Here is a 24135-nt window from a genome sequence, read left to right as displayed (position 1 = left end):
TGCTGGCCTCACATTTCCCGCAGGAGATCTGCATGAACACGCAAGAGCCCAGCCGCCAGCCCAGTCCCGACCCGGCCGAGCGCGATGCTTTCTTCCCGTCGCCCTACTCGCTGTCACAGTTCACATCGCCCAAGAGCAACCTTTCCGGTGCCGACTACCCGGATGCGCGCCGCGATGGCCGCTGGAAGGTGCTGATGATCGCTGCCGACGAACGCTATCTGCCAACTGCCAATGGCCACCTGTTCTCCACCGGCAACCATCCGGTGGAGACCCTGCTGCCGATGTACCACCTCGACAAGGCCGGCTTCGGCATCGATGTAGCCACGCTGTCGGGCAACCCCGCCAAGTTCGAATGGTGGGCATTTCCGAACGAGGACAAGGAAATCGGCGGGCTGTACGAGCGTTACGCCTCGTGCTTCCGCCAGCCGCTGCCACTGGACGAGGTGGTTGCCGGGCTCGATGCGGATTCGGACTATGCTGCAGTGTTCATCCCCGGTGGCCATGGCGCCCTGATCGGACTGCCGCAGAGCCGCGCGGTGAAGTCCGTCCTGCATTGGGCGATGGCCCAGCAACGCCACATCATCACCCTTTGCCACGGTCCGGCCGCACTGCTGGCTGCGGGCGTGGACGAGGCCGATGGCGGTTCGCTGTTCCGCGGCTACCGCATCTGCGCCTTCCCCGATGCGATGGACCGGCAGACGCCGGAGATCGGCTACATGCCTGGACAGTTGCCGTGGTTCTTCGGTGAGCGCCTGGCACAGCGGGGCGTGCAGATCGTCAATGACGGCATCGATGGCAGCGTGCTGCAGGACCGCCTGCTGCTGACCGGCGACAGCCCGTTGGCTGGCAATGCGCTGGGCAAACTGGCTGCACGCGCCCTGCTCGACGCCTTGGCCGGGCGCTGAGCCGGATGACCGAGCTGGTGCAGGCGCTGCTGGAGCTGGAACGCGCCAGTTCGCTGAGCGCGGTGGGTGCAGTCCTGCGAGGCATCGCGGCACCGCTCGGCTTCGACCGCGTGCTGGTGTTTGCCACCGGCACCGGGCTGGAGCGGGGTACGCAACGCGTGTACTGGATCGAGGGCGACTGGTTCGGCGATGGCAGCGATACCGACCTTGCGCGCTACCTCCACGCCTGCCCCGTCAATCGCCACGTGCTGGACAGCAACGCGCCGTTCTTCTGGAGCAAGCGCCTGGGCGTTCGCGGCGAGCGCTACCAGGTGGTGAAGCAGCCTCGCGGCGAAGGCCTGCATGGGCTGCAGGTGCCGGTGTTCGGCATCACCGGCCTGGAAGGCGCGGTCAGCGTTGCCGGTACGTCAATCGACGCGTCGGCCAACGCGCGCCTGCGGCTGGAAGCTGCTGCAACCGCAGCATTCCGGGCCGCGCGCCGTCTGGCCGAATCACCTGCCGAGCGTTCGGGAAGCGCACTGAGCAACCGCGAGCGCGAAGTGCTGCGCTGGGTCGCCGCCGGGCGCCGGCAAGCTGAGATCGCGGCCACGCTTGGGCTTTCCACGCGCACGGTGGAGAACCACCTGCGCCACGCGCGGCAACGGCTGGGTGTGGCGACCACCGCGCAGGCAGTGCGTGCCGCCAGCCGTCGCGGCGAGATCGAAGACTGATCGCGGCGAGGCACTTCCGGAGCTCTGGTTCGCGTGTTACACACGCCATGCGCATGTGCGCGATTGCAGAAAGCAAGGATGATGCTTATGAAACTGCAACTGGCCTCGATGGCCGCATTGATGTTGGCATTGGGTAGTGGGATACCGGCGACTGGCCACGCGGCCGGGTCCCCCGGATCGACGACCGATTGCGTGCCCGTAAGACTTGGGCCCAACCTCGTGCATCAGCGCTGCACCGTCACCCGCACTCTGGCAGACGGCACCGTTTTCACGTCGGTGTACTGGATAGACGAGAACGGTCAGTGGTACCTCCCGGCAGACTGATCTGCATCGGACACCGACTACGGCTACAAGGAGTGTGATCAATGACGCTGCACAATCGAATGACCGCTTTTTCTTTCGCTGCAGTAGTTGCACTTGCGGCCCTGGTGCCCTCGCCGCCGGCGAATGCAGCCGAAGAGGTCGGCCTGCAGGAGGAGTGCGTGCCCTTCCGCATCAGCGGCAACGTGTTCCACCAGCGTTGCACGCTGTACGTGGTCCATGACGACGGCACCCGCGTGGCCAGCGACCACTACAACCGCGACGAGAACGGGATGATCTACGACCCCTGATCGGGCAAGGGGCATCTGCCGGGCGGAGCGTCCAGCGCCCGCCCGGCGTCTCCAAGTCGCCCGTCCCGGCATACCACTGCCCCCGCCTTCCATGGCATGCTCCATGAAACCGTTTTCATGGGATGGAGGGATTCCACGATGTTGTCGCGTTTCCGTCGCCCGGCGCTGAGTGCGCTGCTGGCGCTTGCTCTGCCTGCCGTTGCCTGGGCCGTCACGCCGGCGCCGTTGAAGGTGATGTCATTCAACGTCCGTACCCCGGCTGACACCGAGCCGGGCAAGCGCTGGCCCGACCGCCGTGATGCGATGGTCAAGGTGATCCTCGACGCGCACCCGGCAGTGATCGGCACCCAGGAACTGGTGAAGGAACAGGCCGACTACCTGTCAGGGCACCTGCCCGGCTACCGCTGGTTCGGTGAAGGCCGCCGCGGTGGCAGCGGCGATGAGCACATGGGCGTGTTCTACGACAGCAAGGTGCTGGCCATCGAGGAATCCGGCAACTTCTGGCTTTCGGATACGCCGGACGTCCCTGGCAGCATCAGCTGGGGCAACCTGTACCCGCGTATGGTCACCTGGGCCCTGTTCCGGCGCCTGGACGATGGCCGTCGCTTCTACTTCCTCAATACCCACCTGCCCTACCGCGACGAGGACGAACCGCGCCGGGTGAAGGGTGCCGAGCTCATCGGCAAGCGCCTGCAGGCCATGCCGGACGACCTGCCGGTGGTGTTGACCGGTGACTTCAACAGCGAGCCCGGCGGTGACACCTACAGGGCGTTCACCCGCCTGCTGCAGGACACCCGTACCCAGGTGAAAACACCGCAGGGTCCGCGCCCGACCTTCCACGACTTCACCGGCAAGGCCACCGTGCAGCTGGACTGGGTGCTGGTGCGTGGCTTCCGTGCGCGCAGCTTCCTTACCGATGATCGTCGCATCGACGGCGTGCTGCCGTCGGATCATTTCCCGCTGGTGGTCGAGCTGGACTGGCCGAAGCCCTGAATTCCCGCGGCAGCCGTGGCTACGGCGGCGGCTGCCGCGACAACAGCCGGTACAACGCCTGGTGCTGGTTGCGCGCCTGGCAGATGCGGGCGCCGACGGCAAGGAACACGGCGACACCGATCAGCCCGAGCCCCAGCATCGGATCGGGCAGTCGCAGGAAACCGATCGCAGCGGCCATCGTCGCCAGCACCAGCAGCACAACGACCGCCACCGAAAGGCCCGCACCGGGTGGCCCCGGGTCGCCAAACAGCATGCGCTGGGTATCCCGCCTGTCATCGCTCATCGTGTGTACTCCCTGGAATCTGCCCCACTAGTTACACGGCGGACACGGCTTCCGGCAGAGTCAGAAACGTCACGACTGTGACAACGTCCACAGCAGACGCCGCGCTACCCTGCCCCTGTTCCCGAACTGTGGAGAAACGCATGGCACACCAGAGTCGCCTGGCCGGTTTCATCATCGATTGCGAGGGCATTCCCGCCGACGAAGGCGCCCGCTTCTGGGCCGCCGCGCTTGGCCTGCAGGCGCAGCCCGCCCGTGCCGAAGACGCCGCCGAGTACGCCGACCTGCTCGGTGCTCCGGCGGGCCTGGACGTTGAAGTCCAGCGCGTCGATCACCCGTCACGGGTGCATCTGGACATCGAGAGCGACGACATCGATGCCGAAGCCGACCGCCTGGAGAAGCTCGGCGCGCGACGGATAGGCTTCGTCAAGCGCTGGTGGGTGATGGAAGCACCAACCGGCCATCGCTTCTGCATCGTGCGCATGCGCGAGCGTGAGGTACCGGCCAACCACTGGCCCTGAAAGAACAAGGGGACGGAAGTCCCTGCTTCCGTCCCCTGCGGTTACTGCGCCTGCGCCACGCTTGGCGGCTGCGGTGATTGACCCCAACCACCCAGCGCCTTGTACACACCCACCACGCTGACGTTGACGTCGGCCTCGGCCGCCGCCAGCGCATCATCGGCTGCCAGCTGGGTCCGCTGCGCGTCCAGCAGGGTCAGGAAGTCCTCCGATCCCTCGCGATAGCGGATCTGCGCCAGCGATTCGGCACGCCGAGCCGCCTGCGCCTGCTCCACCACGATTGCCAACCGTGCCTGCTGCTTGGAATAGCGGGTCAGCGCGTTCTCGGTGTCCTCCAGGGCGAGCAGTACCGCCTGTTCGTACTGCGCGGCCACGCCTTCGGCTTCAGCCTTGCTGGCACGCAGGCGCGCACGCACGGTGCCGAAGTCGAACGCGGCCCAGCTCAGCGAGGGCGTCAGCGACCAGGCCTTGTTGCTGCCATTGACCAGGCCACTGGCATCGCCGCCGAGGAAGCCGACGAAGCCTGACAGCGACAACCGCGGGAACAGGTCCGCTGTGGCCACGCCCACGCGTGCGGTCGCGGCAGCCAGGCGACGCTCGGCCATACGCACGTCTGCACGCTGGCGCAGCAGTTCGCGGGTATCACCCAGCGGCAAGGCCTTGGCGAACGCCGGGACTTCCTGCGGCGCCAGCATCGCCGTCAGCACTTCCGGGCGCTGGCCCAGCAGCACGGCCAGCCGGTTGCGCGACTGCGTCTCGGCTACTTCCAGCAGCGGGATATCGGCCTCGATCGCCTTCAGGCGGGCGCGGCTGCTCTGCACGTCCAGTTCGCTGCCGGCCCCAAGTTCCCAGCGTGCTTCGGTCAGCTTCTGCGTATCGCGCAGGTTCTCCAACGTGTGCTGGGCCACTGCGATGCGCTTCTGGGTGCCACGCAGTTCGAAGTAGTTGCGCGCCACTTCAGCGGCAACCAGCACCTGCGCGTCGGCCAGGTTGGCCTGCTCGGCGTCCAGGTCGGCGCGCGCGGCTTCTGCAGCACGGCGCTTGCGGCCGAACAGATCCAGTTCCCAGCCGGCGTCGAAGCCGAGCTGGTAGCTTTCACTGAACACCCGCTGCCCACCCAGCTGCGGATCGGGTTGCTTGCGGCGGTCGTAACTGCCGCCTGCGGTGATGTGCGGGGCCTGATCGAAACGGCTTTCGACGAACACAGCACGGGCCTGGCTGACGCGGGCCACGGCCACGCGCAGGTCCAGGTTGTCCGACAGTGCGCCGTGCACCAGCTCCTCCAGCACCGGATCGTCGAACTGCGCCCACCAGCTGGCCACCGGCGAGACGGAACTGAAGACCGGCTGCTGCGCGCTCTTCAGCACCACCGGCTCCTGTACCGGGGCCTTGTAGTTCGGGCCGACGCTGACACAGCCTGCCAGCACCAGGCTGGAGACGGCCATCGCCAACGTGCGGATCACCATGGCAGCACCTCGCCCAGGTAGGTGAAGCTGCCGCTGGCACCGGACTCACCGATCAGCGCCATTTCCACGCTGGAACGCGCGCCTTCGCTGATTTCGATCTCGCCATTGCCGCCGTTCATGTCGGTCTTTACGTAACCCGGATGCACGGTATTGACCTTGATCGGCGTGTTGCGCAGCTCATAGGCCAGGCTCAGGGTCCAGCTGTTCACTGCGGCCTTGGACGCGTTATAGGCCGGGATCTTGAAATCGTAGATGCCCGAGGTCGGGTCGGCATGCAGGGTCTGCGAACCGAGCATGCTGGACACATTGACGATGCGCCCGGACTTGGCCTGCCTGATCAGCGGCAGGAAGGCCTGGGTGACTGCCACCAGCGCATAGACGTTGGTGTCGAAGGTGCGCTTCCAGGTCTCGAGCGATTGCTCCGACGGCGCCTGCGCGGGATTCTCGATCATGATGCCGGCATTATTGACCAGGATGTCGAGGCGGCCATGGCGCTGGCGCACCTGCTCGACTGCCTCGGCGATGCTGGCCGCGTCGGTCACGTCCAGCTGCAGGGCTTCCACCGGCAGGCCCTCGGCCTGCAGCTTCAGGGCCAGCTCCACCGCCGTTTCGCGCTTGCGACCGGCCAGCAGCGTGTGCACGCCCGCCTGGGCCAGCTGGCGCACGGTTTCCAGGCCGATGCCACGGGTAGCGCCAGTGACCAGCGCGATCTTGTTCTGATGGGTGTTCATGGATTCATGCCTCGTGAGGGAAAAGCCGCCGCCGGCCGGTAGCCGGCGGCGGCGGGGTTCCATGTCAGTGATGGATGGTCGGTTCGCCATGCTGCACCAGCTGGCCGCCACCGTTGCGGGTAACCAGCTTGCGCAGTGCCACGTAGAACACCGGGGTGAGGAACAGGCCGAACAGGGTCACGCCCAGCATGCCGGCGAACACGGTGATACCGGTTACCGAGCGCACCTCGGCGCCTGCGCCGTGCGACAGCACCAGCGGCACGGTGCCGGCGATGAACGCGATGGAGGTCATCACGATCGGGCGCAGACGCAGGCGGCAGGCTTCCAGCGCGGCTTCAACGATGCCCTTGCCGCCCATCTCCAGCTCTCTGGCGAATTCGACGATCAGGATTGCGTTCTTGCACGCCAGGCCCATCAGCACCACCAGGCCGACCTGCACGAACACGTTGTTGTCACCACCAGTCAGCCACACGCCGAACAGCGCCGACAGCAGGGTCATGGGCACGATCAGGATCACCGCCAGCGGCAGCGACCAGCTCTCGTACAGCGCGGCCAGCACCAGGAAGGCCAGCATGATCGCCACCGGGAACACGATGAAGGCGGCCTTGCCCTGGGTTGCCTGCTGGTAGCTCAGGTCGGTCCATTCGGTGGTCATGCCGACCGGCAGTACCTTGCCGGCGATCTCGGTCAGCTTGGTCATCGCCTCGGCCGAGGACAGCAGGCGCGGGTCGGCCTCGCCGGCCAGGTCCGCTGCCGGGTAGCCATTGAAGCGCAGCACCGGATCCGGGCCGAAGGTCTGCTTGATGGTGACCATCGAACCGATCGGCACCATCTCGCCACGATCGTTGCGGGTGCGCAGCTTGCCGATGTCCTCGACCGTCTCGCGGAACGGACCGTCGGCCTGGGCGATCACCTGCCAGGTACGGCCGAACTGGTTGAAGTCGTTGACGTAGGCCGAACCCAGGTAGGTCTGCAACGTGTCGAACAACTCAGTGAGCTGCACGCCCTGTGCCTTGGCCTTGACGCGGTCCACCTCGGCATCCAGCTGCGGCACATTGGCCTGGTAGCTGGAAATCGGGAAGGCCATGCCCGGGGTCTGCGCAACGGTACCCTGCATCGCCTGCACGGCATTCTGCAGTGCGCCGTAGCCCAGGTTGCCGCGGTCCTCGATGAACATCTGGTAGCCGTTGCCGTTACCCAGGCCGAGGATCGGCGGCGGCATCATCGCGAACGCGAAGCCCTCCTGCAGGCCAGCGATCTTCTGGTTGATCTCGGCGTTGATCTGCGCGGCAGTGCGGCCATGGCGCTCGGCGAACGGCTTGAGCGGAATGAACGCCACACCGGTGTTGGGCGTGTTGGTGAACTGCAGTGCATTCAAACCCGGGAACGAGATGGTGTGGGCCACACCATCGGTTTCCTGGGCGATCTTGGCCACCTTGCGCAGCATTTCATCGGTGCGTGCGATCGACGAACCTTCCGGCAGCTTCACGCCCGCAATCAGGTACAGCTTGTCCTGGGTCGGGATGAAGCCCGGCGGCACCAGCTTGAAGATCACGCCGGTACCGACCAGCAGGATCGCGTAGACCACGAACACCGCACCACGACGGCCGAGGATGCGGGCCACGCCACGTTCGTACTTCTCCGAGCTGGACTTGAAGAAGCGGTTGAACGGACGGAACACCCAGCCGAACAGGCGGTCGATCAGGCGGCTCGGGCCGTCCTTCGGCGCACCATGGGCCTTCAGCAGGCGCGCGGCCAGGGCCGGCGACAGGGTCAGCGAGTTGATCGCCGAGATCACCGTGGAGATGGCGATGGTGACGGCGAACTGCTTGTAGAACTGGCCGGTGACACCGGACAGGAACGCCATCGGCACGAACACGGCGCACAGCACCAGCGCGATCGCCACGATCGGGCCGGACACTTCGCGCATGGCCTGGTGTGCCGCCGCAGTGGGCGACAGGCCTTCCTCGATGTTGCGCTCGACGTTCTCCACCACCACGATCGCATCGTCGACCACGATGCCGATCGCCAGCACCAGGCCGAACAGGCTCAGCGTGTTGATCGAGAAACCCAGCAGGTACAGCGCGGCAAAGGTACCCACCACCGACACCGGCACCGCGATCAACGGAATGATCGACGCACGCCAGGTCTGCAGGAACAGGATCACCACCAGCACCACCAGGGCGATCGCTTCCAGCAGCGTGGAGACCACGGCCTTGATCGAATCGCGCACGAAGATGGTGGTGTCATACACCGCTTCGTACTTCACATCGGCCGGCATGGTCTTCTGCATCTCGTCCATCGTCGAGATGACCTGGTCGCGGATTTCCAGCGCGTTGGCACCCGGCGACTGGAAGATGCCGATACCCACCGCATTCTTGCCGTCCAGCTGCGAGCGCAGGGTGTAGTCGCCCGCGCCCAGTTCCAGGCGGGCCACGTCGGACAGGCGCACGATCTCGCCATCCGTGCCGCTCTTGAGCACGATGTCACCGAATTCCTTTTCGGTCTTCAGCCGGCCCTGGGCATTGATGAGGGTCAGGAACTTGCTGTCCGGCAGCGGTTCGGCGCCGAGCTGGCCGGCCGACACCTGCACGTTCTGCTCGCGCATAGCGCGCACCACGTCGCTGGCGGTCAGGCCGCGCGAAGCCACCTTGTCCGGATCCAGCCAGGCACGCATGGCGTAGTCGCCGCCACCGAAGATCTGCGCGTCACCCACGCCCGGAATACGCGCCAGCGCATCCTTGACGTGCAGGCGCGCGTAGTTGCGCAGGTACAGAGTGTCGTACTTGCCTTGCGGCGAGGTCAGGTGCACCACCATCAGGAAGGTGGGCGACTGCTTCTGCGTGGTCACGCCCTGCCGGCGCACGTCCTCGGGCAGGCGTGCCTGTGCCTGCGCCACGCGGTTCTGCACCTTCACCGCCGCCGCGTCCGGGTCGGTGCCCGGGCGGAAGGTGACGGTCATCTGCAGCACGCCGTCCGAGCCGGCAACCGACTTCAGGTACATCATGCCTTCGACGCCGTTGATCGCCTCTTCGAGCGGGGTAGCAACGGTCTCGGCAATGACCTTGGGGTTGGCGCCCGGATAGACCGTGCGCACGACCACCGACGGCGGCACCACTTCGGGGTACTCGCTGATCGGCAGGATTGGAATCGTGATCAGGCCTGCGGCGAAGATCACGATCGACAGCACCGCCGCGAAGATCGGCCTGTCGATGAAGAAGCGGGAAAAGTCCATGGAGGAATTCCTGGGAAAGGCATTCGGCGGGCAACAGCCGCCCCGCCCCTCGCCAATATGACGAAGGCAGGGAAGGCTGCCGCTGGCGCCGGCAGCTAAGCGGGGACGCGGATCAGGAGCGGGCGGATCAGTGGTTCAGCGCAGCGGTGGCATCGCGGCCCGGTGCGGGCTTTGCGGCCGGTGGCTGCATGGCCACCGCCTTGGCCTGCACCGGCATGCCCGGCATGAAGACCTTCTGCACACCGTCGATGATGACCTTGTCACCTGCGGCCAGGCCATGCTCGACAATGCGCAGGCCGTCGGCGGTACGACCGAGCTGGATGTCGCGGCGCTGGGCCTTGCCATCCTTGTCGACCACATAGACGTACTTGCGGTCCTGGTCGGTCAGCACGGCCTTGTCGTCGATCAGCAGGGCCTGGAACTGGCCGCTGCCAAGCAGCTGCACGCGGGCGAACAGGCCCGGTGTGAACTGGCGGTCGGCGTTGTCCAGCAGCGCACGGACGCGGATGGTACCGGTGCTGCGCGCCACCTGGTTGTCGAGGAAATCGACCTTGCCCGAGTGCGGATAGCCCTCTTCCCCCGACAGGCCGACCTTCACCGGCAGCTCGCTGTCCCGCTCGCTCGGGCGCTCGCCCTTGCGCGCCATCTGGGCGTAGCGCAGGAAAGTGCTCTCGTCGGCATCGAAGTAGACGAACACCGTGTCCAGCGAGACCAGCGTGGTCAGCACGCTGGCGCTGTCGCCAGCAGTGACCAGGTTGCCGGCGGTGACCATCGCGCGGCCGGCACGGCCGTCAATCGGCGCGCGCACCTTGGTGAATTCCAGGTTGAGCCGGGCTGCATCCAGGGCCGCCTGCGCGGCCTGCACGGCAGCCCCCGCCTGGTCGGCAGCCGCGCGACGCTGCTCGGCGGTCTCGGTGGAGATCGCCTGCTGCTCGGACAGCCGCTTGGCACGCTCTGACTCGCTGCGGGCCAGGCTGGCCTGGGTGCGGGCACGGGCCAGCTCGGCGGCTGCGCGGTCGTACTCGGCCTGGTAGCTGCGGGCGTCGATGGTGAAGAGCACATCGCCCTTCTTCACTTCCTGGCCTTCGACGTAGTTGACCTTGTCGATGTAGCCGGACACGCGCGGGCGCAGTTCAACGCTCTGTACCGCTTCGACGCGGCCGCTGAACTCGTCCCACTGGCTGACCTGCTTGACCAGCACCGGCGCGGCGCTGACCTGCGGCGGCGGCGGTGCACCGGCCTCTTCGGCATGGCCGCCGCTGCAGGCCGCCAGCACGGCCGCGGCGAGGATCGACACGCCAACCATCGCAATGCGATGGCCGAAACGATGTGGGGTGGTATTGGGGGAAGTCATGGCATGCATCCGTACGGAGGGGTGGTACAGCAATATGGGAACGTGTTGCAAAAAACGGCGGCGCATACTGCGACCTCAACCTTGGTCGAGGTCAAGCGACGCCTGCGGTATCGCGCCACAAAGGGGGAACTTCCAGGTGCAGCAGGCCGCGTGGCAGTTCGGCATCGCTGCTGTCGCAGCGGACGATGGCGCGGTTGTCCCGGCAACCATCGAGCAGCGAGACCACGCGGCGGCCGACCAGCAGCGAGCTGGGCCACTCGATGCAGGCGTTGGCCGCGTTGGCCGGGGTACACACCGGGCTGCAGACTTCCAGCATCTGCGCGCGCACGCCCAGCGCCTGCGCTTCCTGATGCACCACCTGCGCGTACATGCGCAGCGCGGCGGTAGTGATCGAGGTCTCGCCGTAGCCCGCCCAAGGCTTGGCGCTGGCCGGGCTGCCGATCATCACATAGCGCCGCGCATGCACGTTGTCCTGCAACAACGGCAGCAGGTGGCGCACCGAATGCACATGCGGCATCAGGTCGGCCTGCATGGCCCCGAGCAGCTCCTCGCCGTTGCGGTCGATCACCCGGCCGCGACGGTAGGGCCCGCCCATGGCCGCGATCACCGCGGCCAATGGACGCGGTCGCTGCCCGATGCGTTCGGCCAGGGCGCGTGCCGAGCCGTCATCGCTGAGTGAACCCAGCAGCGTCTCCAGGCCCGGCTCATCGGCGAACTGCTCATGCAGCGCAGCCAGCCGGCCCGGATCGCGACCAACCACCAGCACCGGACTGCCGGCTTCCAGCAAGGCGCCGACCACGCCCTGGCCCACGGCACCGGTACCACCAAGGACCAGAACTTCGGGCGTCAGTATCCCATTCACGGGACATTTCCTCCCAAATCCGGGATAGTCCCGATCCGGCGCAGCCGGTCACCCTTGTGGGGGGCCAAGCGGATGGCGCCGCCACGCTGCTGACGCATGGGCGCGGTAAACTCACGAAAGTCCTTGTGTACCAAGGAACTCGGACGGGCTTCGACGGTCATCGCCAGGTCCAGGGTGCTCTGGCCGGCGTTCCGGAGTCGGGCAAGAATGTTGCGCAGGCTCATGGCGGACGGGCTCCAATTAACGAATGGCGCCACGATAGACCTCAAACCTTTACTTGATTAGTCCTGATTAAGGGGAATAATCATCCCGCTCCCGGTCCAATCGTTCTGTCACGATTGTCCCATCCCCGACGTCCAGGATCCCGACCATGTCCCACGATCTCAACGAGACGCTGATCTTCGTCAAAGTGGTCGAGCAAGGCAGCTTCATTGCCGCTGCCAAATCGCTCGGCCTGCCCAAGACCACGGTCAGCCGCAAAGTGCAGGAGCTGGAAACGCGCCTGGGCGCGCGCCTGCTGCACCGGACCACGCGCCGCCTCGGCCTGACCGAAGCTGGTTCGATCTACCACGAACATTGCCAGCGCATCGCACGCGAGCTTGAAGAGGCCGAAAGCGCGGTGAGCCAGCTGCAGTCCGGCCCGCGCGGCTGGCTGCGCTTCACCGTGCCCTATTCGATCGGCATCACCTGGATCGCCCCGCTGCTGGGCCAGTTCCATGCGCAGTACCCGGAGATCCGCCTGGACATGCACATGGGCAACGAAAAGCTGGACCTGATCGCCGGTGAAGCGGACCTGGCGCTGCGCGTGGGTGCCCTGCCCGATTCCAATCTGGTCGCGCGCAAGCTGGGCAGCCTGCGGACGCAGGTGTTCGCCAGCCCGGCCTACATCGAGCGCTACGGCGAGCCGCTGCATCCGGAAGAACTGCAGTTCCATCGCATCCTTGCGATGCGCAAGCCGTACCACACCGGCAACTCGCCGCGCTTCACCTGGCAGCTGGGCGAGAACGGTGGGGAACTGCGCGACTTCCCGGTTACCCCGCTGATGACCGCCAACGACATGTCTGCGTTGAATGGTGCATTGGTCTGTGGCGAAGGCCTGCTGCTGACCGGCGACGTGATGGCCAAGCCGTTCGTTGAATCGGGCATGGTGCGCCGCGTGCTGGCCGGCTGGACCGGCCCGGAAGTAGACTTCAACGCCGTGTTCGCCGGCGGCCGCCTGGTCTCGCCAAAGGTGCGTGCGTTTGTCGACTTCCTGGTCGAGAAGCTCAACTTCGACGCCAATTACATGCTGGCGCAGTGCCCGGGTGCGAAGCTGGCGCAGCAGCAGAAGGAAAAGGAAGACGCCGCTCTGGAAAGCAGCGGCAAGCGGATCCTGGAGAAGGTGGCCGCTTCGGCGGCGTAGCCGGGGGTATCCACGCATGGCGTGGCTCTACCCGGGCGCGCGATGCCGGTTTCTGTAGAGTCGAGCCACGCTCGACTGCCTCTGGTGAGTCGAGCACGGCTAGACTCCGCATACGCCATCGGCGTGCCGAGCAACGCTCGGCACCCACAAAAATGCCGCCTGCAAGGGCGGCATTTTCGCTCCGGCCGATGGCCGGACCGGCTCAAGCAATAACGCTACGCGTTACTGCTTGAGCGGAATCACCCGAATCTCGACGCGGCGGTTCTTGGCACGGCCGGCGTCGGTGCTGTTGTCGGCAATCGGATACGCCTTGCCGGCGCCCAGCGTTTCGATACGTACGCTCTGCACGCCCTGGCCGATCAGGTACTGGGCGACCGAGTCGGCGCGTTCCTTCGACAGTCGGTTGTTCACAGCGTCGCTGCCGATGCTGTCGGTGTGGCCGACCACTTCGATCATGGTCTGGTTGTACTCACGCAGCGTACCGGCGACGCCGTTGAGCGAGCCGTAGAACTGCGGCTTCAGGGTGGCCTTGCCGAAGTCGAAGGTGATGCCGTCCGGCAGGTTCAGCATGATGTTGTCGCCCTGGCGCTGCACATCGATGCCGGTGTTGGCGGTGCGCTCGCGCAGCGCGCGTTCCTGGCGATCCTGGTACTGGCCGACCGCGGCGCCGCTGAGCGCACCGATACCGGCACCGATCAATGCGTGCTGACGGCGCTCGGTGGCGCTGTCGCCGGTCAACAGGCCGGCAGCCACGCCGATGGCGGTACCGATCAGCGCGTTACGACCAGTGCGGTTCTGCTGCTCGGTCGGATTGCCGTACTGGTCACTCTGCACGTAGGAGCCGCCGGTGGCGCAGGCCGACAGGACGGCCGCACTCATCAGGGCCAGTGCGACGTTGCGGGTGGTGTTGCGGATCATGAGGTTCTCCTTGGTTTCCGGACGGGCCGGCGGCTTGCGGGCGCAGAGAGAATAAACAGCCCGATGCGACGTCGGGATGATGATCCGGTGCGCCGACAGGGCCGCGTTCAGCTAACTGACCGGATCGCTCGGGTCACCCTTTACCCCGCCCCCGACTGGCGGTATGCCGCCAATGCGGCGTCGCGGCCCGCGGCCAGGTCCACCAGCGGCGCACGCGGATAGCCCGGGGCATGCGCCGCCAGCAGCAGCGGATGCTGCCACGGCGCAAACCGGGCCTTCACCGGCAGCGCGGCCAGTTCGGGCACCCAGCGGCTGATGTACCGTGCCTGCGGATCGAATTTCTCGGCCTGAGTCACGGGGTTGAACACCCGGAAGTACGGAGCGGCATCGGCGCCAGTCCCGGCCACCCATTGCCAGCCCATGGTGTTATTGGCCAGGTCGGCGTCGACCAGGGTGTCCCAGAACCAGCGCGCGCCATGCAGCCAGTGCGCGCGCAGGTGCTTGCACAGGTAGCTGGCCACGATCATCCGCACCCGGTTGTGCATGTAGCCGGTGTGCCACAGCTCGCGCAGGCCGGCATCGACGATCGGCACGCCGGTATTGCCGCGCTGCCAGTCGTGCAGCTGCGTGGCACTCGGAGTGGCCCACGGGAAACGGTCGAAGCGCGGGTTGAGGTTGTCGGTCGGCGTCTTCGGGAAGTGATGCAGCAGGTGGTAGGCGAAGTCACGCCAGCCCAGCTGGCGCAGGAAGCCGTCGATGTCGGCATCGGTGGCCGCACTGCGCAGCCCTTCCAGGGCTTGCGCGATGCGCCACGGCGCGATCTCGCCGAAGTGCAGATGGGGCGACAACCGCGAGGTCCCGACACGGTCCGGCAGGTCACGCTGCTCGCGATACCCGCGAAGGGCACCGTCTTCAAAGACGGACAGTGCTTCCAGCGCACCGGCTTCACCCGGCTGCCAGTGCTCCCAGAAGCCGGTATCCCAGTCCAGCGTCGGTGCCAGCTGGAGATCATCCAATGCCAGGCTGTCGACCGCGTGCGGCGCCAGTGCTTCCGGTGCAGCCTGCAGTGCCGGCAGGCGCCAATGACTGAGTACATTGCGCCAGTACGGCGTAAATACCTTGTACGGCTGGCCCTGCTGGGTGGCAATGTCCCAGGGTTCGAACAACAGGCTGCCATTGCAGCTCTGCGCGTCGATGCCCTGCTCGCGCAGCGTGCGCTTGATGGCCGCGTCGCGGGGCTGGGTGGCCGGTTCGTACTTGCGGTTCCAGTACACCGCCTCGGCGCCCGCCTGCTCGATCAGCAACTGCAGGGCCGGCAGGCTATCGCCGCTGCGCAGCACCAGCGAGGAACCCCGCGCGCGCAGGTCCGCATCCAGCGCGGCCAGTGAACGGTGGCGCCAGGCATCGGAGGCCGCACCGGGCACCCATTCGCCTTCCTCGTGCGGCGCGTGGATGTAGACCGGCACCACATCGTGACCTGCATCCAGCGCGGCCTGCAGGGCCGGATTGTCCTGCAGCCGCAGATCACGGCGGAACCATACCAACGCTACCGACACAGGCACTGCCTTCGTTGTGGAAGGCGCACATGATAGCCAGCGGTGGTGAAGGCGATGCGCGCAGACGCTGTCTGCTAGGCTGCACGGCCGCTACCCGTTGGACTCTGACATGGAAGATCTGCACGCCTCATTCGCCCGCTTCGGGCTGCTGCATGCCCAGCACGAGCGTGACTGGCAGGGCCCGTTCCCGCTGCCCCCCGTACTGGCACGTTTTTACGCGCAGGTGGGGCCGCTGGGCGAACAGATCAATGCCAGGGTTGGCCGCGCCGGCATCACCGTTCCCGGCCTTGATGTCTGGATACCGCCACTGCAACGCCTGTGGAGCCAGCAGGCCGGCTATCGATGGCACGGCGTCAGCGGCGAACGGATCAACGACTGGCCATCGAACTGGCTGGTGATTGCCGATCGCAGCGCCGATCCGTTCATCCTCGACCTGGACGATGGCCGTGTACTGTTCAGCCATCACGGTGCCGGCCTGCTGGATGCCGGCGAGATCACCGCCGATGTGCCGACCCTGATGGCGGCTCTGGCTGCAGCGGGCACCGTATACCTCGATGCCGGCGATGACCTCTACAACGACGATGATGATGGCGGCATCCGCCCTGAACACCAGGAGGCAGCAGTACAGGCGGTGGCCCGGGTACTGGGCGACCGCCTGCAGGCCGAATCGTTCATCGAGACGTTGCTGGACTGAATCCACGCATGGCGTGGATCTACTTTTCGAAGCGCTTCATCGCTTCGCTGATCAGTGCCCTCGCCTCGGCGGCGTTGCCCCAACCGTTGAGCTGCACCGGGTTGCGCCCGGCCGGCAGGTCCTTGTAGACCCGGAAGAAGGCCTCGATGCGCTGGCGCTCGACCTCCGGCAGATCCTTCAGATCGCGGATCGTGGCGTAGGTCGGGTCGACCTTGTCGGTCGGTACGCCGATGATCTTCTCGTCGTGCTCGCCGCCATCGATCATCTTCAGGTAACCGATCGGCCGGAAGCGCACGATCACGCCCGGATGCAGGGGTTCACGGGTCAGCACCAGCGCGTCCAGCGGATCGTTGTCGCCAGCCAGCGTGCGCGGCATCGAACCGTAGTTGGCCGGATAGGCGACCGGCATCGACTGGAAGCGATCCACATGCACCAGGCCGTCTTCCTTGATCTCGTACTTGGTGAAGCTGCCGGCAGGAATCTCCACCGCCAGGTGAACTTCATCCGGGGCCTGCTTCGGCTGGTCGGCCAGGAACGGGTGCAGCACGGTATCGGCAGCGGTCACTGCACTGGCCAGCAACAGCAGTGCCGCACCGATGGCAGCGAGAGGAACGATACGGCGGTGTGTGGTCATCGGCATCTCCTCATTCCCAGCAGCGGTCGGTACGACCCTTGGCCGTCTGTGCGCGCGGGCAGTCGCGTGGCGTAATGCGGCCTTCGGTCAGCTCCGTGCGCTGCTTGCCCCCCTTGGCATCGCGGCGCAACTCGAAGGCATCGTAGAGACGACCGGTCACGGTACGCGCCTCATAGCGCAGGCGCTGCGGATCGATGTTCAACACCTGGAACAGCTGGGTGTCCTCGGCCACCGGATCCATCGTCTTTCGTGCCTCGTCGGAGAGACGGTACTGCTTGGGCCCGGCCACGGTCACCACGTACTGCGGGGTTGCGGCCTGCCCTTCGCCACGGCGGCCGTAGGTGTGATCGTGGCCCTGCAACACCAGGTCAACATTGTGGCGGCGCACCACCGGCAGCAGCACGTCACGCAATGCGGCGTTCTCGCGGCCTTCGCGCGGCGAATAGAACGGCTGGTGCAGCAGCACGATGGTCCACGGCTGGGGATTTCCGGTCAGCACCTTGTCCAGCCATTGTGCCTGTGCCGTGGCGGTGCCCAGGTCGAGTGCTGACGTGCCATCGACCACGGCCACGCGCACGCTCTGCGCGTCGAACCAATAGCTGGTCTGCTGTGCAGCGGTGGCACCATTTCCCGGCAGTGCGAACGTCAGCGGCCAGTGCCTGCCCAGCACGCGGCGTTCCTGCGGAGTGTCCTCGAACTCCTCGAAATACTCGTGGTTGCCGATCGCCGGCGCCACCAGGGTCTCCTGCGCCAGCCAACTGGTCGCAGCGAACCACTCACCCCACTCGCTGTCATCGGCACCATCACCTCCACTGACCAGATCGCCAGCGAACAGGCTCATGCGCGCCTCGGGTGCGGCCTTCTGCGCGGCGCGCACCACTCGGCTGACATGGCTGACGTTCTTGTTCTGGGTGTCGCCAAAGTACAGCAGGGTCAGCGGCTGGTCGGCGGCGGCCAGCGTACGCAGCTGGTTCCAGGCGCTCCAGCTGCCGTTGCCCTGCACCCGGTAGACGTACTGGGTATCCGGCCGCAGGCCGCTGATGTCGGCGCGATGATGATGCGACAGACCGTTCTCGGTCTGTAGCGAACGGGTCGTTGCGCGCACCTGGCGGATGCCCTCAATGGCGGGCGAATCCGCGGCGGGGGCAATCTCCAGCAGCGGTGCCTGCACGCTGCCGTCGGTACGCCAGGCCACGGCGAACCCATGGCTGGGATCGGCCGACGGGGAGGCGACGATGCGGTCCGGTACCGTCGTCGCCGCGTAGTGGCGGCTGCCCGCCGGCACCTGGGTATTGGCTTCGGCTGCTGCGAACGACAGCGACGGGAGGGCCAGCAGCAGGCCCAGTGCCAACGTAGGCATCACGCAGTGCCGGCTCATGCACCACACTCCAGCGGTAGCGCCAGCTGCTTGGCGATGCTCTCCCAGTCGAAGGCCACCACGCCCTGGTCGTCGTGCACGGCGTACAGCGCACCATGCGGGAAGCGCGCGCTGGGTTGCTGCATCATCCAGATGCCATCGGTGTTGGCCACGGTATTGCCTTGGAACGCGCCGACCGGTTTCAGCGTGTGCCGGTCGAACAGGTGGAACACGCTGCGCTGCTTGCCCTGTTCGGTGGTGATCCACCAGCCGTCCTTGCCACAGGTGCGCAGGGTCACGCCTTCGGCCTGTGCCTTGAAAACGTCGCGGCCGAAGGTGGTGCCGGTGAAGCGGCCCGCCAGGGTGTAGACCTTGAACTCGCTGGCGTAGCTCTCGTCCTCTTCGGCGATCAGCAGGCGGTCGTTCTCGGGATCGCCCCAGATCGACTCGACCACGCGCAGCGCACCGGCCTCGGTGGTGTCACCGATGCTGGCGACAAGCTTCGCGTCGACCTTCGCGCCATTGCGGGACACGTGGTACTGGCGCACGCGCTTGTCCAGCTCGGCCAGCGGCGGCAGGATGTCACGCCCCTGCGCATCCTCGCCGTTGTCCCAGGAGTCGGTGACGTAGACGCTGTAGCCATCGGCACGGCGGTCGACCCACAGCCCGTACGGCTTGCGCAGGTCGTCGGCAGCGAACGTCGCCAGCGGCGTGAAGTACGGCAGGCTCAGCACCTGCACACGGTGATTGTCGCGCTCCACGATCCACAGCAGGTCGTCGATCACCGCGATACCGTTTGGGCGGTCGAACTGCCCCGGTGCGGTGCCGCTGCTGCCGACGTCACGCAGGTGCTGCCCGGTGCTGCCGTCGTAGACCACCAGCTTGTCGGTGGCCTTGGCGGTGGCGATCAGCCACAGCGCGCCGTCCGGCGCGCGCCAGGCTGCAGGCGAGTCGATGTTGTCGGCCGGGGTCATCGGTGACAGGAAGGCCTCGGCGATGGTGGTCACCACGCGCTCGCCCCCGGCGGCCGGCGCGGCTACTCCCGCAACCGGATCGGTGCCGGTGGCCGGCGTGCAGCCGGCGACCAGCGCGGCTGCCAGCGCGGCGGCCAGGACGGTGAAGCCACGCCCCCTCACAGCGCCACCTTCAGGCCCAGCGCATAGGTGCGGCCGTACTCTTCCATCTGCAGGGTGCGCGAACGGGTGCCCTGGTAAAGCTCCAATGGCTTGTCCAGCAGGTTCTGCGCTTCGAAGTACACGCTCACGCGCGGGGTGAACTTGTAGTCAAGCGAGAAATCGAGCTGGGTGTTGGGTGCCACGTAGATGTCGAACGCGCGGCCCTTGCCGATGCTGTCCAGATACTCGCTGCGGTACACGGCCGCCAGGCGCGTGCTTACACCATACTTTTCATAGCCGATGTGTGCGCTGTAGACATGCTTGGAAGCGCGCGGCAGCGTGAAGTCCTCGCCCGCACGGTCCTTGATGCCGGCATCGAACTCGGTATCCAGCCAGGTGCCACTGGCGCCGACCAGCAGGCCATCCAGGCCCTCCGGCAGGAAGGCCAGCTGCTGCTGCCAATTGAATTCGGCACCACGCACGGTGGCCTTACGGCCATTGATCGGTTGGGTCACGTCGTATCCGCCGTAGGCCGGATCATTGGTGCGCACGGTCTCCACGATGTAACCGTCGATCGATTTATGGAACAGGCCCAGCGAAACGATGCCATTGCTGCCGATGTACTTCTCCACCGAGAGGTCGATGTTCTTCGACTCGTACGGGTCCAGGTCCGGGTTGCCCAGGCGCACTTCCTCGTCACCCCGGCTGTAACCCACGCGCGGCGAAACGTCGCCGAAGGACGGGCGCGAAACGGTCTTGTTGGCCGAGGCGCGCAGCACCCAGTCATCGGCCGCGTCATAGCGCAGGTGCAGGCCCGGCAGCACGTTGGTGTAGCTGCTGTTGGCCACGCGCGGGGCAACGGTGAAGCTGCGGCCGTTGGCAGCGACGTCCACCTGGTTGCCGATCGCCTTGAACTGCGTGTTTTCCACGCGAACACCGCCGATGATGCGCAGTGCGCCCACGTCCCAGGTACCCATGGCATAGCTGGCGAAGATGTCCTCGCTTGCCACGTAATCCTCTTCCAGCGACGTCATCGCATTGCCACCGGCGTCCTGCGGGCGGGCGCTGTACTGGCCGCCGTTGGCAGCCCAATAGGCACGCATCGCGGGCGAATCCATGCCGTCACCGATATCGCCGTGGCGGTGTTCCGGCGAGGTGGTGGTCCAGCTCGACAGCGCCACCTTCGGGCCGACACGCAGTTCGCGCTCGTCCACATTCACATCGCGGTCGCGCCAGCGGCCCAGCAGGCCGAACTTGATGCTGCTGCTGTCGCCGTCGAAGCGCACGTTGACCTGCGCGCTGTGCTCCTTGTCGTTCACCTGCTTGGGCGATAGCACGAAGCGGTCGAACGCGTAATTGCTGTTGTCCAGCCACTGCGGGTTGTCGAAGCTGTAGCTGGGCAGCCGGCTGCTCTGGTCCAGGCTGCCGTTGAACGCCTTGCCGTTGAGCTTGAAACGCGCCTCCATCTCGTCGTTCACGCGCTCTTCGGTACGGGTGTAGCCGATCCGGTAATCAACCACGGCGTTGTTCAACTTGTTCTCGCCGCCCAGGCTGGCCGCGAAGGCGTTTTCCTTCTTGGTGCGATAGCGCATGCGCTTGTCGATGGAATCCTTCGGCATGCCGTCCAGGCGGTACTGGTCGGTGCCGGTCTTGACCATCTTCGCGTCATCGAAGTTGAAGATCACGCGCTGACGGGTCTCCGCATCATCGAACTGACTGTACAGCGTGCGCAGGTAGTACTTGCTGTTTTCGTTCGGTCGCCAGTCGAGGTTGAGGTTGGCGCCGATGCGCTTGCGCTCGATCTCGTACTTGCGGTGCTGCAGGTTGATCGCGGTGACGTCGCCAGGTGCGGCGTCATCCTCGCCGTCGTACTCCACTTCGGTGTTGTCCGACTCGAACTTCCGCTTCTGGTAGTTCACGCCCAGGGCCACGCCGAAGGTGTCGTTGAACACTTCGCTGTAGTTGAAGGCGGCCTTGGGGCTGGTCTCGCCGGACAACTGCTGGTGGCTGCCTTCGATCTTGCCACGCAGGCTGCGACCGTCGCGGTCGAAGGCCGAGGCCGATTCCACCAGCACTGCGCCACCGATGGCGTCGCCGGGCATGTCCGGGGTCGGCGACTTGACCACGCGCAGGCGCTCGGTGGAGTCGGACGGGATAACGTCCAGTGGCGCGGCGCGGCTGGAATCTTCCGGCGTGCCGACGGCGATGCCATCCACGCTGACGCTGTTGAGATTGGCATCCAGGCCGCGGATGACCACGAAGCGGCCCTCGCCCTGGTCGCGGGTCACGCTGATGCCCGGCAGGCGCTGCAGCGACTCGGCCACGTTCTTGTCCGGGTACTGGCCCAGTGCGTCGGAAGACACTGCATCCTCGATGGCGTCGCTGCTGCGCTTGAGGTCGACTGCGCGGATCTGCGACTCGAGCTGGGCGCGTACTTCGATGCGGTCCAGGTCGACCGCGTCGGCGGCCACGGCGCCGGTGGCGGCTACCGCCTGCTGCCCGGCCGCCTGCAGCGGTGCTGCGGCCCCCATTGCCAGGGTCAGGGTGATGGCAACGGCCAACGGAGTCTTGATATGCACTGGGAATCCCCATTCCTGTTAAGAATGGGTCTGCACGATATGTCCGCAAGGTTGCATGGCCATGACATGCACCTGCACATTTCCGGTCACGCCGCTCCGGGGCCGGTTTGGGATTCGACACGCCAATCCGGCAAAATGGCCTCCTCTCTCTCCTTTCCCCCTTCCCGACCATGAAGATCGTCGAAGTGCGCCACCCGCTGGTGCAGCACAAGATCGGCCTGATGCGCAATGCCGCGCTCAGCACCAAGGATTTCCGCGAACTGGCCAACGAGCTGGGTACCCTGCTGGCCTACGAGGCCACCGCCGACCTGGACACCGAGCCGCACACCCTGCCCGGCTGGGCCGGCCCGGTGACGGTTCAGCGCATTGCCGGCGCCAAGATCACCGTGGTGCCGATCCTGCGTGCCGGCCTGGGCATGCTCAGCGGCGTGCTGTCGCTGATCCCGGCCGCCCGTGTCAGCGTGGTGGGCCTGCAGCGCGATGAGGAAACCCTGCAGCCGGTGCCCTACTTCGAGCGCCTGACCGGCCGCCTGGAAGAGCGCGACGCACTGATCCTCGACCCGATGCTGGCCACCGGCGGCACGCTGATCGCCACCATCGACATGCTCAAGCGCGCCGGCGCCCGTCGCATCAAGGGCATCTTCCTGGTGGCCGCGCCCGAAGGCATCGAAGCAGTCAAGGCCGTGCATCCGGACGTGGAGATCTACACCGCGGCCATTGATGCCCAGCTCAACGACAAGGGCTACATCCTGCCGGGCCTGGGCGACGCCGGCGACCGCATCTTCGGAACCCGCGTCGGGTAATCCCGGTGAACGGGTCGGGTCCCTCTCCGCAGGAGAGGGCTCTGATCCGCCAACCACTCGCGGGCGCGCTTCGCCGCGGCACGTGAACGCCCGTGGACGCGGGCGTGGCCGACGCGTGATCCTTCACGTGGCCTTACCGGTCGGAAGCGAATGCTCCGCGCACCCGCCACCGCTTGGAGCATTCCGATGAAAGCCGCTTTCCTGCTGGCCGCCGTCCTGCTGGTTGGCCTGCCCCTGGCTGCGAACGCCACCACCCCGCAGCAGCAGCGCATGGCCGAATGTTCGGCCAAGAACAAGGGGCTGAAGGGTGATGCCTACAAGACCGCGCAGAGTTCCTGCCTCAGCGGCCACGCCGCCGAAACCAAGGCGGTCAATCCACAGCAGGAACGCATGCGCAAGTGCAATGCCGACGCGGGTGCGAAGAAGCTGGCAGGCGATGCGCGCAAGACCTTCATGAGCAGCTGCCTGAAGGCGTCGTAACGAGAGTGATGTAGAGCCGAGCCCACGCTCGGCTCTGCCGTTAACCCAGGGCGCGCGCCTTCAGCTCGCCCTGTTCGTGCAGGGTCACGAAACGTCCCTTGTCATCACGGCCCAGCTGCGCCAGCGCCACCTGCGGGTCGTGGGTGAAGAACAGCCGCACGTTGCGCGCCAGCTTGTCTTCAAGGAACTGCCGCTTCTCGTCGATCAGCAGCTCGGCGTTGCGGTCGTAGCCCATGGTGATCGGCACGTGAACCCATGAGCGCCCCGGGATCAGGTCGGCACAGAACACCACGCCACCGTGCGCATCTTCACCGGCATGCGCATGACCAACGATCTCGGCCAGCATCAGCCCCGGCGTATGCCCGTCGCTGTAGCTGAAGCGCACGCTGCGGCCAAGTGCCTTCGAGTACTCCCCCTCCACCACTTCCAGGCGGCCACTGGCCTGCAGCAGGCCGGGCAGCTCAGGAATGAAACTGGCCCGATCGCGCGGGTGTGGCTGCACGGCGCGCTGCCAGTGCTGCGCACCGACCACATAGGTTGCGTTGGGGAACAGCAGCTCGGGCTCGCGCCCTTCGCTCCATGCCGCCAGCAGGCCGCCAGCATGATCGAAATGCAGGTGGCTGAGCACCACCACGTCGATGTCCTCGTGCTCGAAGCCGGCTTCGCGCAACGAATCGATCAGCACGTGCTGGCTTTCCTGCACGCCGTAGCGCTCGCGCATGCGCGGATCGAAGAACGCCCCGATACCGGTTTCAAACAGCACGGTCTTGCCTTCCAGCGGACTGGCAAGCAGCGCACGGCAGGCCAGCTCGATGCGATTGAGCTCGTCCGGTGCCGCCCATTTTTCCCACAACGCGCGCGGCGCGTTGCCGAACATCGCGCCGCCATCAAGGCGTTGCGAGTTTCCACGAATAGACCAGAGTTTCATGTGT

Annotated in this window: 24 protein-coding genes; 10 read left to right on the top strand and 14 right to left on the bottom strand. The window is 66.2% G+C overall.

Annotation, left to right across the window (positions count from 1 at the left end):
- Window positions 1–32: 32 nt before the first annotated feature.
- From hchA to AC5P6A_RS06910, 5 genes are all read left to right on the top strand, one after another.
- The gene (hchA, locus tag AC5P6A_RS06930; protein ID WP_049483081.1) at window positions 33–905 is read left to right on the top strand and encodes a glyoxalase III HchA; all 873 of its coding nucleotides are present in this window, start codon (window positions 33–35) and stop codon (window positions 903–905) included.
- A gap of 5 nt (window positions 906–910) precedes the next feature.
- Window positions 911–1615 (top strand): PA1136 family autoinducer-binding transcriptional regulator, encoded by a 705-nt coding sequence (locus AC5P6A_RS06925; RefSeq protein WP_111104704.1) that lies wholly within the window; start codon window positions 911–913, stop codon window positions 1613–1615.
- Window positions 1616–1702: 87 nt separating this feature from the next.
- Window positions 1703–1939, top strand: coding sequence for a hypothetical protein (locus tag AC5P6A_RS06920; RefSeq protein WP_032955425.1), 237 nt, complete (start codon window positions 1703–1705; stop codon window positions 1937–1939).
- Between the two features lie 59 nt (window positions 1940–1998).
- Window positions 1999–2226 carry a hypothetical protein gene (locus AC5P6A_RS06915; RefSeq protein ID WP_227200225.1) on the top strand — a complete coding sequence of 76 codons (228 nt, stop codon included), beginning with the start codon at window positions 1999–2001 and terminating at the stop codon, window positions 2224–2226.
- Window positions 2227–2364: 138 nt separating this feature from the next.
- Complete coding sequence (locus AC5P6A_RS06910; protein ID WP_043399271.1) at window positions 2365–3219, top strand: endonuclease/exonuclease/phosphatase family protein; 855 nt, start codon at window positions 2365–2367, stop codon at window positions 3217–3219.
- Between the two features lie 19 nt (window positions 3220–3238).
- Here AC5P6A_RS06910 and AC5P6A_RS06905 read toward each other — a convergent pair whose 3' ends face one another.
- Window positions 3239–3502: a hypothetical protein gene (locus AC5P6A_RS06905; RefSeq protein ID WP_021203970.1), complete on the bottom strand. Its 264-nt coding sequence runs from the start codon at window positions 3500–3502 to the stop codon at window positions 3239–3241.
- Window positions 3503–3642: 140 nt separating this feature from the next.
- Here AC5P6A_RS06905 and AC5P6A_RS06900 point away from each other — a divergent pair, with 140 nt between their 5' ends.
- A complete protein-coding gene (locus AC5P6A_RS06900) occupies window positions 3643–4020 on the top strand; it encodes a VOC family protein (protein ID WP_111104702.1) in 378 nt (125 codons plus the stop codon).
- 41 nt (window positions 4021–4061) lie between these two features.
- Here the strand turns inward: AC5P6A_RS06900 and AC5P6A_RS06895 are convergent, their stop codons facing one another.
- The 6 genes from AC5P6A_RS06895 to AC5P6A_RS06870 form a co-directional block, all read right to left on the bottom strand.
- Window positions 4062–5483 carry an efflux transporter outer membrane subunit gene (locus AC5P6A_RS06895; RefSeq protein ID WP_019661226.1) on the bottom strand — a complete coding sequence of 474 codons (1422 nt, stop codon included), beginning with the start codon at window positions 5481–5483 and terminating at the stop codon, window positions 4062–4064.
- On the bottom strand, window positions 5477–6214 hold the full coding sequence (locus AC5P6A_RS06890) for an SDR family oxidoreductase (protein WP_021203972.1): 738 nt from the start codon (window positions 6212–6214) through the stop codon (window positions 5477–5479). The genes AC5P6A_RS06895 and AC5P6A_RS06890 overlap by 7 nt, the downstream gene beginning before the upstream one ends.
- A 64-nt stretch (window positions 6215–6278) precedes the next feature.
- Window positions 6279–9449 carry an efflux RND transporter permease subunit gene (locus AC5P6A_RS06885; RefSeq protein ID WP_099494590.1) on the bottom strand — a complete coding sequence of 1057 codons (3171 nt, stop codon included), beginning with the start codon at window positions 9447–9449 and terminating at the stop codon, window positions 6279–6281.
- Between the two features lie 127 nt (window positions 9450–9576).
- The gene (locus AC5P6A_RS06880; RefSeq protein WP_019661223.1) at window positions 9577–10803 is read right to left on the bottom strand and encodes an efflux RND transporter periplasmic adaptor subunit; all 1227 of its coding nucleotides are present in this window, start codon (window positions 10801–10803) and stop codon (window positions 9577–9579) included.
- A gap of 91 nt (window positions 10804–10894) precedes the next feature.
- Entirely contained in the window at window positions 10895–11665 is a 771-nt protein-coding gene (locus tag AC5P6A_RS06875) for an SDR family NAD(P)-dependent oxidoreductase (protein ID WP_180877721.1), read from the bottom strand.
- Window positions 11662–11889, bottom strand: coding sequence for a hypothetical protein (locus tag AC5P6A_RS06870; RefSeq protein WP_019661221.1), 228 nt, complete (start codon window positions 11887–11889; stop codon window positions 11662–11664). The genes AC5P6A_RS06875 and AC5P6A_RS06870 overlap by 4 nt, the downstream gene beginning before the upstream one ends.
- Window positions 11890–12035: 146 nt before the next feature.
- Between AC5P6A_RS06870 and AC5P6A_RS06865 the strand changes: the two genes are divergently transcribed.
- Window positions 12036–13067, top strand: a complete 1032-nt coding sequence (locus tag AC5P6A_RS06865; protein WP_005409107.1) for a LysR family transcriptional regulator — start codon at window positions 12036–12038, stop codon at window positions 13065–13067.
- A 222-nt stretch (window positions 13068–13289) separates the two neighbouring features.
- Here the strand turns inward: AC5P6A_RS06865 and AC5P6A_RS06860 are convergent, their stop codons facing one another.
- Both AC5P6A_RS06860 and AC5P6A_RS06855 read right to left on the bottom strand, forming a co-directional pair.
- Entirely contained in the window at window positions 13290–13985 is a 696-nt protein-coding gene (locus AC5P6A_RS06860; RefSeq protein WP_005416156.1) for a YiaD family glycine zipper/OmpA-like lipoprotein, read from the bottom strand.
- Between the two features lie 140 nt (window positions 13986–14125).
- Window positions 14126–15541: a cryptochrome/photolyase family protein gene (locus AC5P6A_RS06855; protein WP_180877720.1), complete on the bottom strand. Its 1416-nt coding sequence runs from the start codon at window positions 15539–15541 to the stop codon at window positions 14126–14128.
- A gap of 109 nt (window positions 15542–15650) precedes the next feature.
- Here AC5P6A_RS06855 and AC5P6A_RS06850 point away from each other — a divergent pair, with 109 nt between their 5' ends.
- On the top strand, window positions 15651–16235 hold the full coding sequence (locus tag AC5P6A_RS06850; protein ID WP_019661219.1) for a hypothetical protein: 585 nt from the start codon (window positions 15651–15653) through the stop codon (window positions 16233–16235).
- Between the two features lie 19 nt (window positions 16236–16254).
- Here AC5P6A_RS06850 and AC5P6A_RS06845 read toward each other — a convergent pair whose 3' ends face one another.
- From AC5P6A_RS06845 to AC5P6A_RS06830, 4 genes are read right to left on the bottom strand one after another with little or no spacing between them, the layout of a single operon-like run.
- The gene (locus tag AC5P6A_RS06845; protein WP_021203979.1) at window positions 16255–16869 is read right to left on the bottom strand and encodes an inorganic diphosphatase; all 615 of its coding nucleotides are present in this window, start codon (window positions 16867–16869) and stop codon (window positions 16255–16257) included.
- A 10-nt stretch (window positions 16870–16879) separates the two neighbouring features.
- Window positions 16880–18229, bottom strand: coding sequence for a purple acid phosphatase family protein (locus tag AC5P6A_RS06840; RefSeq protein WP_258009955.1), 1350 nt, complete (start codon window positions 18227–18229; stop codon window positions 16880–16882).
- Between the two features lie 14 nt (window positions 18230–18243).
- Window positions 18244–19362: a phytase gene (locus AC5P6A_RS06835; protein ID WP_164145085.1), complete on the bottom strand. Its 1119-nt coding sequence runs from the start codon at window positions 19360–19362 to the stop codon at window positions 18244–18246.
- The gene (locus AC5P6A_RS06830) at window positions 19359–21872 is read right to left on the bottom strand and encodes a TonB-dependent receptor (RefSeq protein ID WP_495222294.1); all 2514 of its coding nucleotides are present in this window, start codon (window positions 21870–21872) and stop codon (window positions 19359–19361) included. Before AC5P6A_RS06830 ends, AC5P6A_RS06835 begins: the two co-directional genes overlap by 4 nt.
- 218 nt (window positions 21873–22090) lie before the next feature.
- Here AC5P6A_RS06830 and upp point away from each other — a divergent pair, with 218 nt between their 5' ends.
- Together upp and AC5P6A_RS06820 are read left to right on the top strand one after the other, a co-directional pair.
- Window positions 22091–22723: a uracil phosphoribosyltransferase gene (gene upp, locus AC5P6A_RS06825; protein ID WP_005409099.1), complete on the top strand. Its 633-nt coding sequence runs from the start codon at window positions 22091–22093 to the stop codon at window positions 22721–22723.
- A 186-nt stretch (window positions 22724–22909) separates the two neighbouring features.
- Entirely contained in the window at window positions 22910–23203 is a 294-nt protein-coding gene (locus AC5P6A_RS06820; protein WP_019661214.1) for a PsiF family protein, read from the top strand.
- Between the two features lie 40 nt (window positions 23204–23243).
- Here AC5P6A_RS06820 and AC5P6A_RS06815 read toward each other — a convergent pair whose 3' ends face one another.
- On the bottom strand, window positions 23244–24131 hold the full coding sequence (locus AC5P6A_RS06815; RefSeq protein WP_019661213.1) for an MBL fold metallo-hydrolase: 888 nt from the start codon (window positions 24129–24131) through the stop codon (window positions 23244–23246).
- Window positions 24132–24135 lie beyond the last annotated feature (4 nt).

This window comes from Stenotrophomonas sp. YJH_SMC_20 (assembly GCF_059367845.1).
The sequence above is the reverse complement of the archived record's forward strand: the minus strand, read 5'-3'. Positions and strand labels throughout refer to the sequence as shown.